The sequence below is a fragment of the Pseudomonas sp. ok266 genome (assembly GCF_900110195.1).
GTDB lineage: Bacteria > Pseudomonadota > Gammaproteobacteria > Pseudomonadales > Pseudomonadaceae > Aquipseudomonas > Aquipseudomonas neuropathica.
This window is the reverse complement of the sequence record NZ_FOCU01000005.1, coordinates 354,988-371,868: the sequence shown is the minus strand read 5'-3', so window position 1 is coordinate 371,868 and position 16,881 is coordinate 354,988. Positions and strand designations below refer to the sequence as shown.

Genomic DNA, 16,881 nt, shown 5'->3' with positions numbered 1-16,881 from the left:
GCTCCTTAACTCAAAGCACCTTCGCTTCGTTTTTCAGTTTCTCGACCAGTTCAGCCACCGACTTGACCTTGATACCCGCGCTGCGTGCAGCAGGCGCTTCGACTTTCACGGTCTTGTTGGTGGAGGCGGTGGAAACGCCCAAAGCGTCAGGAGTCAGCACTTCGAGAGGCTTCTTCTTGGCTTTCATGATGTTTGGCAGGGACGCGTAGCGCGGCTCGTTCAAACGCAAGTCGGTGGTGACGATGGCCGGCAGCTTCAGGGAAACGGTCTGTGCGCCGCCGTCAATTTCACGGGTCACAGCTACGCTGTTGCCGCTCACTTCGACTTTGGAAGCGAAGGTGCCCTGGCCATAACCGGTCAGCGCAGCCAACATCTGGCCAGTCTGGTTGTTGTCGCTGTCGATGGCCTGTTTGCCGAGGATCACCAGCGGTGGCTGTTCCTTGTCGACAATCGCTTTAAGCAGCTTGGCAACGGCCAGGGAGGTCAGTTCTTCAGCGGATTCGACGAGGATGGCGCGGTCGGCACCCAAAGCCAGCGCTGTGCGCAGTTGCTCTTGAGCAGTGGGCGGGCCAATGGAGACGACGACGATTTCAGTCGCCACGCCTTTCTCTTTAAGGCGTACGGCTTCTTCCACGGCGATTTCACAGAATGGGTTCATCGACATTTTTACATTCGCAAGATCGACGCCTGAGTTGTCCGCTTTAACCCGGACCTTGACGTTGTAGTCGACCACCCGCTTGATGGCTACGAGGACTTTCATGGAAAACTCCATTGCAAAAAAAGAGCCCGGCTCGGGTTCGGCGCGCCGGGAAAGCGAATCAGCGCGAGCCCAACTGCTCAATCACGCCGCTGGCCTTCAGTTGCGCCAGGCGCTCGTCGTCCAACCCCAACTGACGCTTAAGCACTTCATCCGTATGCTCACCGAGCATCGGCGCCGGGCGCAGGTATTCCACCGGCGTACCCGACAGCTTGATCGGGCTGCCGACGGTCACGAAATCGGCCTTCAGCGGATGGGGTATCGTCACCAGCATATTGCGCGCCTTGACCTGAGGCTCATCCAGCGCCTGGGCGATGCTGTTGATCGCGCCTATTGGCACACCCCTAGGGTGAATACGATCGATCCATGCCTGCGCACGCCCCTCAAGGAAATGCCGAGACAAGATTTCGATAATCGCTTCGCGATTGGCCACACGGTCGGCGTTACGCGTGAAGCGTGGGTCTTCAGGCAGGTGTGCGAGGTCAATGGCCTCGCACAACGCGACGAATTGCGAGTCGTTGCCGCAGGCGATGATGAAGTCCTGGTCACTGGCGCGGAATACCTGATACGGCACGATATTGGCGTGAGCATTGCCATATCGCCCAGGCGGCTTGCCGGAGGCCAGGTAGTTCTGACTCTGGTTGCACAGGGTGGCAACCTGCACATCCAGCAACGCCATATCGATATGCTGACCGACCCCGGTCTTTTCCCGGCTAAGCAGCGCCGCCTGGATCGCCACCGTGGAATACAACCCGGTCATCAGGTCGGAAAAAGCCACGCCGACCTTTTGCGGTCCGCCACCGGGCAAGTCATCGCGTTCCCCGGTGATGCTCATCAGCCCGCCGATGCCCTGCACGATAAAGTCGTAACCGGGCTCGGCAGCACGCGGGCCGGTCTGCCCGAAACCGGTGACGGAGCAGTACACCAAGCGTGGGTTCAACTCCGCCAGCGACGCGTAATCCAACCCATACTTGGCCAGGGAACCGGCCTTGTAGTTTTCGATCAGCACGTCGCAATCGGTCGCCAGGGCACGCACCAACGCCTGCCCTTCCGGGCTGGCCAAGTTGAGCGCCACCGATAACTTGCCGCGATTGGTCGACTGATAATAGGAGGCCTCAGAGGTCAGCTCGTCGCTCTGGCCTTTCATCCAGGGCGGCCCCCAGCCGCGGGTGTCGTCACCGACGCCTGGCCGTTCCACCTTGATCACTTCCGCGCCGAGGTCGGCAAGGGTTTGCCCGCACCAGGGCCCGGCAAGTACACGGCTCAAGTCGAGCACGCGGTATCCAGTCAAAGCACCCATGTCATTTCACCTTTACTTGAGCGTTCACACGCGCTCGATAACCATCGCCAGCCCTTGGCCGACACCGATACACAGACTGACCACGGCGAAGCGTTTTCCGCTTTCCTGCAACGCCCGCGCGGTACTCAGCGCCAAGCGCGCGCCTGAGGCACCCAGTGGGTGGCCCACCGCGATCGCGCCACCGTTGGGGTTGACCCGAGGATCGTCAAGCGCAAGGCCCAGCCCCTTTAGACAACCGAGCACCTGGCTGGCAAACGCTTCGTTGATTTCGATGATATCCATGTCCGCCAGCGTCAGGCCGGCGCGGGCCAAGGCTTTGTTGATCGCCTCCACCGGGCCGACGCCCATGATGCGCGGCGCAACACCTGCGGCGGCGCTCGACAGAATTCGCGCCATAGGCACTAACCCGTGGCGCTCACCGGCGGCGGCAGTACCGATCAGCAGTGCCGCCGCCCCATCGTTTACACCTGAAGCGTTGCCGGCGGTGACCACACCACCTTCGTGCAAAGGGCTTAGGCGCGTGAGGGCCGCAAGGTCGGATTGTGGGCGTGGGTGCTCGTCTTGCTCGACCAGGTTGGGCGGCGTCTTCCGACCAGTGGGGACACTTACACCGAGGAGTTCGTCGTTGAAGAAACCGCGCTGGCGTGCGGCGTGGTAATTCGCCTGGGAACGCGCAGCAAAAACATCGGCCTGCGTCCGGTCAATGCCGTACTCCTGGGCCACGTTGTCGCCGGTCTGCGGCATGCTGTCGTTACCGAACTCGGACACAATCCTCGGGTTGGGAAAGCGTGCGCCGATGGTGCTGTCGAACACGGTGAAATCGCGGCTGTAGGCCGCCTCTGCTTTGGCCATCACGAAGGGAGCCCGGGACATGCTCTCCACCCCGCCGGCAACGAACAGTTCGCCTTCCTGACAGGTAACAGCCCGGGCGGCATCGATTACGGCAGCCAGCCCACTGGCGCACAGCCGATTGATCGTCTGCCCCGGCACCGTCACAGGCAAACCGGCGAGCAGCGCAGCGTGACGCGCAATATTGCGGCTGTCTTCACCGGCCTGGTTGGTATTACCAAGGATCACGTCTTCGATGGCATCGCCAGGGATGGCATAGCGAGCCAGCAATTCCCGGATAACATGGGCCGCAAGATCATCGGGCCGCACGGGCGCCAGCGCGCCAGCGTGGCGACCGAAAGGCGTGCGCAACCCTGCAAAAATATAAGCGTTGAGCATGGCAGTTTCCTAAGCGTTAAGGGATCAAGTCAGGGTCGGTTCGGGATGGCACAGCGACAGGCTGAGTGCCGCACGACGGCGCAGCCACGGGCCAGGTCGGTAACGAGGGTCACCGGTCAGTTCAGTCATGCGCTCCAGGATAGTCAGCAAACGCCGGGGCCCGACGCTGTCCCCCCAGGCCAATGGCCCTTGCGGGTAACCCAGCCCCCGGCGCACGCCTTCGTCCAGGTCTTCGACGCTGGCAATGCGTTGTTGCACGATATCGCCCGCCAGGTTGACGATCATCGCCAGCACCCGCTGGGCCACAAAGCCGACACTGTCATTGATCACGCTGACACCCACACCATCGCGTGCCAGCAATGCGTGTGCGGCATTGCGCAGGTCGACGCGGGTGGTGGGGGTCAGCATCAGGGTGCGGTAACGAGTGCAGTCGAGCAGCGGGTCGATGCAAACGGTACGGGTCGGGTCGGTGGCAAAGCGTTGCGCCGCGCGAGTGGCGTCATCCCCATACGGTGCCAGCAGGCACAACGCATCATCCGACGGTGTGGCCCCCTGCTCTACCTGTGCGCCGAGTTGCTCCAGCAATGCGCTCAAGCTGGCGCGGTCATTGTCGTTTTCGGTACCCAGCCAGACGGGCGGAAACGCCTCCACAGTAGGTACGGCCTGCGGCTCGGGCGCATCCACCCTCTGGCCATCGACATACCGGTAGAAACCACGCCCAACCTTACGCCCGACATACCCCGCCTCGAGCATCTGGCGGGTCAGCGCGGCCGGACGATAACGCGGTTCCTGGTAGAACTGGTTGTAGATTGACTCGATCACCGGGTGGGACACATCCAGCGCCGTAAGGTCGAACAACTCCAGCGGCCCCATGCGGAACCCCAAGCCTTCACGCAGGATGCGGTCAATCTCTGCGGGTTCCGCTACGCATTCCTTGAGTATCTGCAGGGCTTCGGTGCTGTAGGCACGCCCGGCGTGGTTGATGATAAAACCGGGGGTGTCCTTGGCCCGGATCCCGCGATGTCCCATCCGCGTAGCCAGCGCTTGCAAGCTGTCGCCGACGCGCGGATCGCTGGCCAAGCCATCGATGACCTCCACCACCTTCATCAGCGGTACCGGGTTGAAGAAGTGAAAGCCCGCCACACGTTCCGGGTGCTTGCACTCACGCGCGATGCTGGTCACGGACAGCGATGAGGTGTTGGTGGCCAATATGCAGTCATCGCGCACCACCGCTTCAAGTTGGGCCAGCAAGGCCTGTTTGGCATCCAGGCGCTCAATAATGGCTTCCACCACCAGGTCAACATCGCTGAGCTCGGTTAAAGCCGTCGCCACCCGCAAACGCTCAAGTGTTGCCTGGGCATCGCTGCCGGGAACCTTGCCCTTGGCAACCAGCTTATCCAGGGTCTGCCCCAAGTTTGCGCGAGCGGCCTCGGCGGCGCCCTCGCGGTTGTCGAACAGCAAGACTTCAACACCTGCCTGGGCTGCGATCTGGGCAATGCCGGTGCCCATGACGCCGGCACCCACCACCGCCATGCGCTTGATTTCACGTGTCATGGGTCATTCCCCCGAAAAGCTGGCTTTGCGTTTTTCCAGGAAGGCGTTGGCACCCTCCTTTTGATCCCGCGAGTCAAACAGCAACTGGAACGCCTTACGTTCCAAGGCCAGCGCACTGTCCAGGGGTAAGTCGGCACCGAGCAACATCACTTCCTTGATCTGCGCAACCGCCAACGGTGGCAATGCGGCAATCTCTGATGCGAGCTCAAGCGCGCGCGGCAACGTACGCTCATCACTCACCACCTCGCTGACCATGCCCATTGCAAGCGCCTCGGGCGCGGGCACCAGGCAGCCCGTCAGCGCGATACGCATGGCCTGGAACTTACCGACCGCACGGATCAGCCGTTGCGTCCCCCCTGCGCCTGGCATCAGGCCGAGCTTGACCTCAGGCTGGCCAAAGCGCGCCGATTGCCCGGCGACAATAATGTCGCAGTGCATCGCCAGCTCGCAGCCGCCACCCAGGGCAAAACCGTTGACTGCGGCGATCACCGGCTTAGGGCAACGAGCGATGGCATCCCAGAGGTATTCCGTGTGACGACGGTACATCTCTATCGGGCTGGCCTGGGCGAACTCGCGGATGTCGGCGCCGGCGACGAAGCACTGTTCGCCGCCAGTGAGGACAATCGAACGTACCCGCGCATCAACGGATAGCGCGCGAAAGCTCTCGGCCAGTTGCTCACGTACTGCGCTGTTAAGGGCGTTCTTGACTTCGGGCCGTTCAATACGTACGACAGCGACGCCATCCTCGCGAATCTCTACATGCACGACCGGTTCTGGTTGGGAGTTCATAGCAACCTCTTATATTGTTTCGCCAGACGAAACTGAGTACCGTAATTACGATCCATCATAGGGAGGCTTCCAATTCTCTGTAAACATAAAACACGAAAAATCTAACAAAACCCAATGATTACTGGTATTTAGCCACAAACAACAAAGCCATTTGTTTTTTTAACGCAAGCGAATATAATTTCGCCAAGCGAAACTGTATTTTATTTTCTTGCATTTTTTTAAAGTGAGGTTCTACCATGGCTCGCATCAAGGCAGATCAGCAGGCCGCTGACACGACCAAGGGAGCGGATGAAATCGGGTTACTGAAGATGGGCATGCTCGACCCCGCCAGCGCACTGAGCGACGACGAAAACAGCGGCCAATTCGTGACGGCATTGGCACGCGGCCTGGAACTGATGAGGTGTTTCACCCCGCGCGACAACGTGCTGGGCAATCAGGACCTGGCGCGCATGACCGGCCTGCCCAAACCGACCGTGACGCGACTGACCAATACGCTGATGCGTCTGGGCTGCCTCAAACGAGAAGTGCATTCGGGCAAGTATCAGCTGGATGTCGGGGTGTTGGGTTTTGGCTACGCCATGTTGTCGAACCTGGCGATTCGCACGGTGGCCCATCCGTTGATGGAGGAGCTGGCGAACCACGCCCAGGCCGCCGTCGCCATGGCCTCTCGTGACCGCCTCCAAATGGTGTACCTGGATGTGGTCCAGGGCCAGGGCAACATGACCATGCGTCGTCAGATCGGCAGCTACTTGCCCCTGGCACAGAGTTCAGTAGGCCGTGCATGCCTGGCGGCCATGCCGGAAACCGAGCGGGAGTTTTTGCTCGATCACATTCGCCAGCGCGAATCGGAGCAGTGGCCGGCCATCCGCAAAGGGCTGGACCGGGCATTCAGAGATTACGCCGACTACGGCTTCTGTCTGTCGATCGGTGAGTGGCATCGCGACGTCAATTCCGTGGCCGTGCCGTTGGTGCACCCGCAATACGGGTTGCTGACGTTCAACTGCGGTGGGCCGAGTTTTCAACTGCCCCGCGAACAGCTCATGGACGACATCGGGCCTCGCCTGATCAACATGGTTAATAACATCGGTGCCGCTGCTCGCTGACGCAACGGAGTAACGGCGCCCCAATAAAGAACCGCTCGCCTGCGAGCGTTAGGAGCGCACATGATCCGTGATACCGAAACCCTGCAGATTCTTCTGGATTCACTTCGTCAGTTTGTCGGCGAAGTGCTGATCCCTCGGGAAAACGAGGTGGCCGACACCGACGCAATCCCCCAGGACATCGTCGAACAGATGCAGGCCATGGGTCTGTTTGGTCTGACACTGCCGGAAGAGTTTGGCGGGCTGGGCGTCACCATGGAGGAAGAGGTGAATATCGCCTTCGAACTGGGGCGCACCTCCCCGGCGTTTCGCTCCTACATCGGCACCAACAACGGAATCGGCTCCATCGGCATCCTACTCGATGGCACCGAAGCGCAAAAACACCACTACCTGCCCAAGCTCGCCAGCGGTGAACTGCTCAGCTCCTTCTGCCTGACCGAGCCCGACGCGGGCTCTGACGCTGCCTCGCTGAAAACCAGCGCTGTACGCGAAGGCGACAGCTACATCCTCAATGGCACCAAGCGCTTCATCACCAACGCCCCGCACGCTGGCATCTACACGGTCATGGCGCGTACCAGCACTGAAATCAAGGGCGCTGGCGGCATCAGCGCATTCATTGTCGAACGTGGCACGCCAGGCGTTTCCCTGGGCAAGCCCGACCACAAAATGGGCCACAAAGGCGCCCATACCTGTGATGTAATCTTCGAGAACGCCCGCGTTCCCGCCAGCCAATTGATTGGCGGTGTCGAAGGTGTTGGGTTCAAGACCGCGATGAAAGTCCTCGACAAGGGTCGCCTGCATATCGCCGCGTTGAGCGTGGGCGCTGCGGAGCGGATGCTGGACGACGCCTTGCGCTATGCACTGGAACGCAAACAGTTCGGCAAGCCCATCGCCGAATTCCAACTGATCCAGGCGATGTTGGCCGACAGCAAGGCAGAAATCTACGCCAGCCGCTGCATGGTGCTGGATGCCGCGCGCAAGCGCGACGACGGCCATAACGTCAGCACTGAAGCCTCCTGCGCCAAAATGTTCTCCACCGAAATGTGCGGCCGCGTCGCCGACCGTTGCGTGCAGATCCACGGCGGCGCCGGTTATGTCAGCGAGTACGCCATCGAGCGCTTCTACCGCGATGTGCGCCTGTTCCGCATCTATGAAGGCACCACCCAGATCCAGCAGATCGTCATCGCGCGAAACATGATCCGCGACGCGCAAGGCTAAGGCGCACGCTTCCCCAGGTCCAGTTCCACCCCATAAATACAATAAGGTAACTCCATGGACGCTACTGCTCAGGCAAGTGCGACTGCGCACGCACAATCCAGCACTTGGGTGCTGGTCTTCATTTTTTGCTTTCTCGGATTATTGATCGACGGTGCCGATTTGATGCTGCTGTCCTACAGCCTCAACAGCCTCAAGACTGAATTCGGCCTGACTAACGTCGAGGCCGGCAGCCTCGGCAGCTTTACCCTAGCAGGGATGGCAATCGGCGGTATCTACGGCGGCTGGGCCTGTGATCGGTTCGGTCGGGTAAAAACCGTGGTCTGGAGTATTTTGCTGTTCTCCGTCGGCACCGCCGCCTTAGGTCTGACCCATAGTTACTGGCAGTTCGCGCTTATCCGATTCCTGGCCTCGCTGGGCATCGGCGCGCTGTACGTGGCGTGCAACACCCTGATGTCCGAGTATGTCCCCACTCGCTACCGCACCACGGTACTCGGCACCCTGCAGGCGGGTTGGTCCGTAGGTTACATCGTCGCGACGCTGCTGGCCGGTTGGATATTGCCTATTCATGGCTGGCGCTGGCTGTTCTATATCGCGATTATTCCGGTGACTCTTGCGTTGGTGATGCAACGCTTCGTGCCCGAGCCCCAGGCTTGGATCAACGCCCAAACCGAACGCGCCAAGCAAAAAATCGCCGGCATACGCAGCGGATCCGTTGTAAAGCGCGAAAGCATGTACAAACAAATTTTCAGCGACCCGCAGGCAAGTCGGATGTTCATCTGCTGGGCTCTTACTGCCGGTTTCTTGCAGTTCGGCTACTACGGTGTAAACAACTGGATGCCGACCTACCTGGAAAGCGAACTGGGCATGAACCTCAAGTCCATGACGGGCTACATGGTGGGCACCTATACCGCGATGATCCTTGGCAAAATCCTCGCAGGCATGGCCGCCGATCGTATCGGGCGCAGAACCGTATTCGCCTTTGGCGCCCTCGGCACGGCGGTGTTTCTACCGGTGATCGTGCTGTTTCAAAGCCAGGACAACATTCTGTGGATGCTGGTCGTGTTCGGCTTTTTGTATGGCATTCCGTATGGCGTCAATGCGACCTACATGACCGAAAGTTTCGAGGCGAAGTTACGCGGCTCTGCGGTCGGTGGTGCTTATAACATTGGCCGTTTGGGTGCTGCGGTAGCACCTGCGGCAATTGGCTTTTTGGCCTCCCATGGCTCGATTGGCGTAGGTTTTCTGGTCATGGGCGCGGCCTACTTCATCTGTGGCGTGATTCCAGCACTGTTTATCAGGGACAAACAATTCGATCCGCAAAATCAATAGGCCTGCATTGCACACATCGAGTGACAGTCGCGCGCCATGAAAAAAGCTGGTTCTTACAAACGCTCCTTATCCACTCATTTTCGCTCCCAACGACTAGATACTTAATTTGTGCAGCTCCAAAAAGCCACTAATGACCGATCATTCATTATGATATAAAATTTTCGTCGCCCCACGACTGAGGACATTCTCCGGAGAGGCATCATCGCCACCAAGATGGTAGGCACGCGAATTCTGTCCTGCTCGCTACAAGCACAGAGAGCGGAAAATGCAGCGAAACCAAGGTCCATCACGCCATCAGACGGCGTGATGCTGCATTCGCCCGTTGCGCTAAGTAACGCTAAGTAACGCTCCATAGCGTCAGAAAGCCGTTCGGGAGATTCAACACACAGATCAATGTGCCGCGACGATTAGCCCTTTGGTCAATTACAGAGCTACCGCGATAGGACTACCGAAACACTGGTGCAACGCCTTGGCTTACTTATCAATTCTCAGTACTTGGTGAGGGATGCAATCGAACTGGCGATCAGCACCGCCAGAGGCCTATAGGTAGAAGTCACGCTTAGTGTCTGCGTAATTGATGCAGATTCAGAGACGTTGCCATAGAGACGTTTCGCGGGAGGCCTATCCATCGGGAATGGAGGTCCGTTCGCATATGTCTTCAAACAACTTTAATCCGCACGCCAAAACCTTCTATCGGCCCATCGACGCAGCATTGCGTTGGTGCAACCTCACTCGTTACGAAACGCAGATAGTGCAAGCTGATTGGTCCTGTCCAGAAAAACTAAGGATCCTGTTTCCCCAATGGCCTTGCCTGCAAGCCAATATCGAAAAAATTTATGACGCCGTCCGGAATGGCGAATTGCCGTATGGCTGTTTCGGTATATCGGTGCCCCTGTGCACTCCCGTAGAACTCACTCTGTTGACGGTACGACACTCTGACCTACGGCATTGGATGCAAATCTACTACCCCGATCAAAAACCCGAGTTTCTGTTCGGCGCAGACGACACTCAAGGTAAAATCAGCCTGGGTGTTTACTTTGCACTCCAGGCCGAGCGGGATGCCCTCCTGCGAGAACGCGATACTCTGCAACGTCAGCTCCAAGATATCGAAGCTGACCTTCAGGCACTGGGATTTGAGCAGGAAAGCCTTAAAACGCTGGTCAAAACGCAGGGACAGCTCAGCGATCGTAGTGAACACACCTACCTGCAGATCATCGGTGCCTTGGTCAACACCGTCTTGGACATGTCGCCCGCAGGTAAACCTCTTTCCGTGTTCAAGAACCAAGCCGCAATCGTCGATGCTTTGACCGCGCGCCACAATGACATTCCCGGTCTCAGCAAACGAACTCTGGATAAAAAGTTCGCGGCAGCCAATCGCGCTCTCAAAAAAACCATCTGAACCAAATCATTGCACTGCAATGCCCGCGATTGCAGTGCAATGACTCCCTCGCTTTTCTGCTATTCAATTCAGGTCACTTCCCATCACGTGCCAAGCGGCGCTAGGAGTGACCATCATGTCCATTTCATCCGTCCCGCTCGCTGACGTCCCTCAACCATTGGCCGAACGCCACATCATGCGCCGCGACGAAGTGGAGCGAAAAACCGGTTTTAAACGAGCACATATCTACAACTTAATGAAGGAAGGTAAGTTTCCCCAAGCCAAACGCATTGGACTGCGTGCCGTGGGCTGGGACTCTCTGGAAATCGAGCACTGGATTACCGAACGCCTGGCGCAGCAGGCATCGTGATGACCCTGCGTGTGGTGTCGGTCATTTCCACCAAGGGCGGTGTGGGCAAGACCACGGTGGCTGCCAATCTCGGCGGCCTCCTGGCCGATGCCGGCCTACGCGTACTGCTACTGGATCTGGACAGCCAACCCACGTTGTCCAGTTATTACCCTTTAAGCCGTGCAGCGCCTGCGGGGGCCTACGAACTGATCGCGCTAAACCTGACCGATCATCAACACATCATTTCCAGCACAACACTGGATAACCTCAATCTGATTATCTCCAACGACGATCAAGGCAGGCTGAACACATTGCTGCTGCATGCGCCGGATGGTCGTCTACGCCTGCGCAACCTACTCGATGGATTCCGCGAGCATTACGACCTGCTTCTGATTGACACGCAGGGTGCGCGCAGCGTGCTGTTGGAGATGGCGGTCCTTGCCTCTGACCTGGCAATCTCCCCGATCACCCCGGAAATGCTCGCTGCACGCGAGCTGAGCCGCGGCACACTGAAACTCATTGGCGACTTGGAACCCTTCCGCCATTTCGGCATTGCCACGCCGCCGTTGCGGCTACTGCTGAATCAAGTGGACTCGGTCAGGCTGGATACACGGATGATTGTGCACGGATTGCGGGAAAGCTTCGCGACGGCAACGTCGATTTCCGTTCTGAATACCGCAATCCCCAATCGAGTGGCCTACGTGAATGCAGCCTCCTTGGGCCAGCCCGTTCACCGGGTCGAGGCTCACCGCTCAAGCGGCCGGCGTTCGCCCTCAGCCCTGGAAACCATGCGCGCCCTGGCCATCGAACTGTTTCCCGAGTGGCGCGCCGTCATTTCCACGGTTGGCCCCAGTACGAAGAGACCATTATGACGATCGCCAACCTGACACCGCCATATTCGCTCGAGGCAGAGCAAGGGGTACTCGGCGGACTGATGCTGGACAACAGTACCTGGGATTTGCTGGCTGACCTGTTGAAACCCGAGGATTTTTTTCGCTCGGAACATCGCGCGATCTTCAAAGCGATCGCCGCCCTGGCGCAACAGAATCGCCCCTTCGACATCGTGACACTGACCGAACAACTCACCGAGCAACCGGAGTTGGGCGGGCTAGCCTACCTGGGCGAGCTGGCAAAAAACACACCCTCGGTGGCCAACATCAAGACCTACGCCGAAATCGTCCGCGAACGCGCTCATCTGCGCCAACTGATTCTGTTGGGTTTCGCTTGCAGCCGCGAAGCCGCCGAACCACAAGCCAGCAGCCAACAGGTGCAGGAGATGTTCGAGCAACGGCTGTTCGCACTGGGCCAGGCGCAACAGCGGCAGGAGTTCGTCGATCTAAATCGCTGCCTGCTTGATGTGATCGAGGAGATCGACCAGCACTTCAACAGCGGCGAGATCACCACCGGCGTTCCCAGCGGACTGATCGATCTGGACCTCAAGACCGCCGGCTTTCAGCCGGCCGATCTGGTGGTGGTCGCGGCTCGACCCTCGATGGGCAAAACCAGCCTGGTGCTGAATTTTGTCGAAACAGCCCTCGCCGCCCGCCCTGCCGCATCAGTGCAGATCTACAGCTTGGAAATGCCGGCACGGGCTCTGGTCTATCGACTGCTGGCCATTCTGGGGCATCTTTCTCTGGCCAATCTCATGAAAGGCCAACTGAGCGATAACGACTGGCCACATCTGACTGGCGCCGCAGCTAAGCTGCAGGGCTACGGGGAGCGCCTGATCATCGATGACAGTCCCGCCCTGACCTGTATGGCGTTGCGCTCGCGAGCCCGTCGCGCGGCTCGTCGCTACGGAACACCCGCCCTGGTGATGGTCGATTACCTGCAATTGATGCGGGCACCGGGTCGTGAAACGCGCCATCTGGAGATCGCCGAGATAACTGCCGGTCTCAAGGCCGTGGCCAAGGAGTTGAACTGCCCGGTCATTGCCCTCTCCCAACTCAACCGCTCCCTAGAACAACGCAGCAATAAGCGCCCGGTATTAGCTGACCTGCGCGAATCCGGTGCCATCGAGCAGGACGCCGACCTGATCCTGTTCGTCTACCGCGACGAGGTTTACCACCCCGAGAGTGTCGATCAGGGCACTGCCGAACTGATCATCGGCAAGCACCGCAATGGCCCAACCGGCTCCCTGCGGGTTTCGTTCATTGCCGAACAAACCCGCTTTACCGCTTTGCATGCCAATACCGCGTGGCAAGGAGCTTCCTGATGCGTCACGATTTCGCTAAAACACCACCATCTCAACTCACCGCGCATGCCGTGCAAGAATTTACAGATGAGGAGTACTGTACCGTACTGTTCCGCCTCCAAGGCGGCCGCCCTGCGATAAGTGAGCTTCTGCTCGACCTGTCCCAACACTTTGAAAGCTCAGGTGCTGTGGAGATCGTCAGAGTCCAAGCCGGTGACTATCTGAGTGGTGAGCCATCATGAGACATGGCAAATGAAAAAGCCGACTCAGGAGGACATCACTGGCAAGCTGCGGGCAGGCAATTTCGTGCACAGTCTTGAGGTGGATCAAGCCTCCGATCCTGTCGTCGATACGCCCATGCTGGTGACCCTGGAACAGCTGCGCCCGTATGAGCACAACCCTCGTTTCATCCGTAATCCACTGTACGACGATATCAAGGCCTCCATCCACGAGCGCGGCCTGGATCAGCCGCCACCGATCACCCGCCGTCCCGGCGAGGCGTACTTCATCATCCGCAACGGCGGCAATACCCGCCTAGCGATTCTCAGCGAACTGTGGCAAGAGACCCGTGATGAACGCTTCTTTCGCATTCACTGCCTGTTCAAACCCTGGACCAATGAAATCAGTGCCCTGCTCGGTCACCTGGCCGAAAGCGATCTACACGGTCAGCTCACCTTTATCGAGCGTGCGTTGGCAATCGCCAAACTCAAGGCCATGTTTGAACAGGATGGTCCCTCACTGCCACAACGCGAACTGGCCACACGCCTTGCAGCAGGTGGTTATCCGATATCACAGTCGCATATCAGCCGTATGCTCGGCACCCTAGATCACCTGCTGCCGGCCATTCCACAAATCCTCTATGCCGGTTTGGGAAAACCCCAGGCGGAGCGCCTGATTGGCCTTCGCAGCCAGGCCGAACAGACATGGAACCGCTATCCGTCTATCGCTTATTCATTCAATGAATTCTGGCTCGACACATTGACAAGTTTCGATGCAGAGCCGGATACCTTTGAAGTCGAGCACGTCCAAGATGAACTCCTTGAGCGGATGAGCCAACTGCTCGGGCAGTCCTATCGAATGTTGGCGCTGGAGTTGACAGACAGCCAACGCCCCCACCCGACTCCAGGCATTGGGGTAAGCGCTTTGCCAGAAATCGGCCAACCCTCGATACAGCTCGAGTCATCCCCTCCCGCTCTCGATACTCAACCCGAAACCCCTGAACCTCGGCCTCTAGGTGGCGAAATTGCGAAAGAATCATCCTCCCGGACGGAGGCTCAAATAGAGCCATCACCCGGTCCCCTTTCACGAGTACAACAAATCCGCGAGCTGATCGCCCGCGAGACGATGAGCGAGCCGTTGTCGGATGCAGAGGCGCATACAGTCGCTCCCACTTCATCTCTGACTGACGGATTTCATTCGGTGGGCGATGTCTGGCACATCGAACGGGCGCTCGACGCACCCGAGCAACTGCGCTTAGCCATCGTTTACCTGGCACGGAGCATCGCGAATTACGGCGGACAGGCCGATAGTGTGGTCGAGCAGAAAGATGGTCTCGGTTATACCCTGCGGCTTGAACCGCTCGAGCGGGCCTCACCCCGGGCCACTGGCATTCAGTTGCTGCTTACCGCCCTGCTGCGTGCTCATGACGACATAGATTGGGACGATCGCCAGCACCTGCCTTCAGCCCTGTTCGGACAACTGCTCATTGGTGTCTACGAAATTCCACTCAATGATCACCCCACCATGGATGTGGGCTTAGAGCGTCTGCCTGACGAGCAGTTGATCAACCTCTTCCGGCTGATCCGCCTCGCCCGACGGTTGATCGATCTGACGCACGAGCCTTCGTCCCCCTCCTCGGAGGAACTACCATGAGCTCGTCCTTCAACCTGCTCAATCAGGCCATGCTGACTCAAGTGCTACATGAGCTGCGCCTAGGCAACTTACAGCGCTGTAAGGCGCTAGGCGCGGGCGAAGACGACCTCGGTCTGTTGCAGTCCTTGCCGCCCACCACCTTGTCGCGCCTGGCACATGCCAGCGTGTCCTGGGTCGAGATCCGAATCGATTCACCGGTCTTGCGTCGCCTGATCGAGCAAGCCGATCGCGACGAACAGAATGAGCGGCTGATCAACCGGGCACTCAAACTCGGCGCCAGCAGCACCATCATGTATCAGTGCTTCGGCTTGGCCCATTCGGAAACCGCGATGCGCCGACGTCTGCTCAAGGTCGAAGCCCGCAAGGGCCGTCCTCATCACCTGAGCGAAGCACAGGAACATGCGCTCTGGCGACGCTGGTGCCAGTTACGCGAGCAGGAAGACACTGACGATCAACTCGATGCCATGCTGATGTTGGCCGAAGAGCAACAGATCAGCCTGACGGTGGTCTGGCAGCAAATCGCTCTGCACAGCCTCCGTAAGTGAGCGCGGTGGTGACCTCCCGCTGGCAACGGGTACTGCAACAATGCACCCGACACTTAGAAGATCAGTGGCCGGCACGCCCACCTTCGCCAAAGCCTTCCCTCTACGGCCAGCAGGCCGGATTTCTGTTCAGTGGCCACTCCATCGATACCGTGCCACGTCGCCTGCTGCTGGACAGTCGCTTGACACCGTTGGAGCGCAACGCCTGGCAGGTGTTTCGCTTGTTAATGGACGGCCAGGGCTTGGCCACACCTCGCTACCAAGACCTGCAGCCTTATTTATCGACCATTCCCTATGGCCCTGCGGCCTCTCGAGAGACAATTGCGCGAGTACTTACCGTGCTCAGGCTCACCCGCTGGCTCAGCCTGGTGGCGCGCGGACGCGATCAAACCAATGGGCGTTTGCAAGGCTCGCTGTATGTGCTGCACGACGAACCGCTGACGCCTGCCGAAGCCATGGAGCTGGATCAGGACTATTTAGAGCTGGTCGGGCATTGCCTCGGTCACACCGCCAAGAACGTCCGCATCGTGGCACAGCACACTCTGTCGGAGATCCAACGAGATACCGATATTGACCAGCGCCGATTGCCCACACGGCTGGATATCCTGGGCGAACGCTTGACAGAGCATGCATTGGATACCCCCACGTCCGGCGTCTCCCTGCACGAATCCGAACTGGGCGAAATCTCCACCGTTCGGATTCGTGCAGCCCATCGTTCGGAATCCGAACCCGGTGTGCAACCCAGCATTCACGACTCCGTTCGGAATCCGAACGCGGCCTGTACTGTATTAAAAGAGCGTATGAGTACAGTACCGCACGTGAACCCCAGTACGGACAAGCTGACGGTGCATTGGCCAGCGTCGTTGCACCTGAGTCCGGGTGAACAACATGCTGTGGTCATCGCACTGAACAAACTGGAGCCCAGCGATCGCCAAGCGGTGTTGAGTGAGGCTGGGGCCCGCTGTGCTGCCGGTGGAATACGTAAGCCTGCCGCTTACTTAATGAGCCTGATCCAGCGCGCACTACGCGATGAATTCCATCCTTGGGCGGGTCAGACTGCATCGTCACCCGTCGTTAATTCAGGCCCGACTGAACCACCGCATCGCCCCAGGAAACCGGAAGAGCCCCTATCCCCCTTGGTGCAGGCCTGCCTGGAGGAGTTGCGTCAACTCTCCGGTAAACACCCTGGCTGCCAGTAGATTTCATGCCACTGGCATCAAATCAGACCCCGCCCTGAGCCCCTTGGGTGTTTAGTTAGCATTTGTCCCCGTG

16 protein-coding genes are annotated in these 16,881 nt (G+C 58.9%); 11 read left to right on the top strand and 5 right to left on the bottom strand.

Annotated features, from left to right (window positions below; translation table 11 throughout):
* Positions 1-10 precede the first annotated feature (10 nt).
* From BMY54_RS11720 to BMY54_RS11700, 5 genes are read right to left on the bottom strand one after another with little or no spacing between them, the layout of a single operon-like run.
* Positions 11-760: an electron transfer flavoprotein subunit beta/FixA family protein gene (locus BMY54_RS11720; RefSeq protein ID WP_093432412.1), complete on the bottom strand. Its 750-nt coding sequence runs from the start codon at positions 758-760 to the stop codon at positions 11-13.
* Positions 761-818: 58 nt separating this feature from the next.
* Complete coding sequence (locus BMY54_RS11715) at positions 819-2,057, bottom strand: CaiB/BaiF CoA transferase family protein (RefSeq protein ID WP_093432409.1); 1,239 nt, start codon at positions 2,055-2,057, stop codon at positions 819-821.
* A 24-nt stretch (positions 2,058-2,081) separates the two neighbouring features.
* Positions 2,082-3,284 carry a 3-oxoadipyl-CoA thiolase gene (locus tag BMY54_RS11710; RefSeq protein WP_093432406.1) on the bottom strand — a complete coding sequence of 401 codons (1,203 nt, stop codon included), beginning with the start codon at positions 3,282-3,284 and terminating at the stop codon, positions 2,082-2,084.
* Positions 3,285-3,308: 24 nt separating this feature from the next.
* A complete protein-coding gene (locus tag BMY54_RS11705; protein WP_093432400.1) occupies positions 3,309-4,838 on the bottom strand; it encodes a 3-hydroxyacyl-CoA dehydrogenase in 1,530 nt (509 codons plus the stop codon).
* A gap of 3 nt (positions 4,839-4,841) precedes the next feature.
* Positions 4,842-5,627: an enoyl-CoA hydratase gene (locus tag BMY54_RS11700; protein ID WP_093432397.1), complete on the bottom strand. Its 786-nt coding sequence runs from the start codon at positions 5,625-5,627 to the stop codon at positions 4,842-4,844.
* 236 nt (positions 5,628-5,863) lie between these two features.
* Here BMY54_RS11700 and BMY54_RS11695 point away from each other — a divergent pair, with 236 nt between their 5' ends.
* The 11 genes from BMY54_RS11695 to BMY54_RS11645 all read left to right on the top strand — a co-directional run bounded on the left by BMY54_RS11695 (position 5,864) and on the right by BMY54_RS11645 (position 16,808).
* The gene (locus BMY54_RS11695) at positions 5,864-6,730 is read left to right on the top strand and encodes an IclR family transcriptional regulator (RefSeq protein ID WP_093432394.1); all 867 of its coding nucleotides are present in this window, start codon (positions 5,864-5,866) and stop codon (positions 6,728-6,730) included.
* Between the two features lie 60 nt (positions 6,731-6,790).
* Positions 6,791-7,945 carry an acyl-CoA dehydrogenase family protein gene (locus tag BMY54_RS11690; RefSeq protein ID WP_093432391.1) on the top strand — a complete coding sequence of 385 codons (1,155 nt, stop codon included), beginning with the start codon at positions 6,791-6,793 and terminating at the stop codon, positions 7,943-7,945.
* Between the two features lie 54 nt (positions 7,946-7,999).
* Positions 8,000-9,274, top strand: a complete 1,275-nt coding sequence (locus tag BMY54_RS11685) for an MFS transporter (RefSeq protein ID WP_093432388.1) — start codon at positions 8,000-8,002, stop codon at positions 9,272-9,274.
* A gap of 652 nt (positions 9,275-9,926) precedes the next feature.
* Positions 9,927-10,673, top strand: a complete 747-nt coding sequence (locus tag BMY54_RS11680; protein WP_093432385.1) for a hypothetical protein — start codon at positions 9,927-9,929, stop codon at positions 10,671-10,673.
* Positions 10,674-10,788: 115 nt separating this feature from the next.
* A complete protein-coding gene (locus BMY54_RS11675; RefSeq protein ID WP_093432382.1) occupies positions 10,789-11,022 on the top strand; it encodes an AlpA family transcriptional regulator in 234 nt (77 codons plus the stop codon).
* A gap of 5 nt (positions 11,023-11,027) precedes the next feature.
* A complete protein-coding gene (locus tag BMY54_RS11670; protein ID WP_093432602.1) occupies positions 11,028-11,873 on the top strand; it encodes a ParA family protein in 846 nt (281 codons plus the stop codon).
* Positions 11,870-13,216, top strand: coding sequence for a replicative DNA helicase (gene dnaB / locus BMY54_RS11665; protein WP_093432379.1), 1,347 nt, complete (start codon positions 11,870-11,872; stop codon positions 13,214-13,216). Before BMY54_RS11670 ends, dnaB begins: the two co-directional genes overlap by 4 nt.
* On the top strand, positions 13,216-13,437 hold the full coding sequence (locus BMY54_RS11660) for a hypothetical protein (RefSeq protein ID WP_093432376.1): 222 nt from the start codon (positions 13,216-13,218) through the stop codon (positions 13,435-13,437). Before dnaB ends, BMY54_RS11660 begins: the two co-directional genes overlap by 1 nt.
* A gap of 10 nt (positions 13,438-13,447) precedes the next feature.
* A complete protein-coding gene (locus tag BMY54_RS11655) occupies positions 13,448-15,067 on the top strand; it encodes a ParB family protein (RefSeq protein ID WP_093432373.1) in 1,620 nt (539 codons plus the stop codon).
* Entirely contained in the window at positions 15,064-15,612 is a 549-nt protein-coding gene (locus tag BMY54_RS11650; protein ID WP_093432371.1) for a DUF2857 domain-containing protein, read from the top strand. Before BMY54_RS11655 ends, BMY54_RS11650 begins: the two co-directional genes overlap by 4 nt.
* A complete protein-coding gene (locus BMY54_RS11645) occupies positions 15,609-16,808 on the top strand; it encodes an STY4528 family pathogenicity island replication protein (RefSeq protein ID WP_093432368.1) in 1,200 nt (399 codons plus the stop codon). The genes BMY54_RS11650 and BMY54_RS11645 overlap by 4 nt, the downstream gene beginning before the upstream one ends.
* Positions 16,809-16,881: the final 73 nt, after the last annotated feature.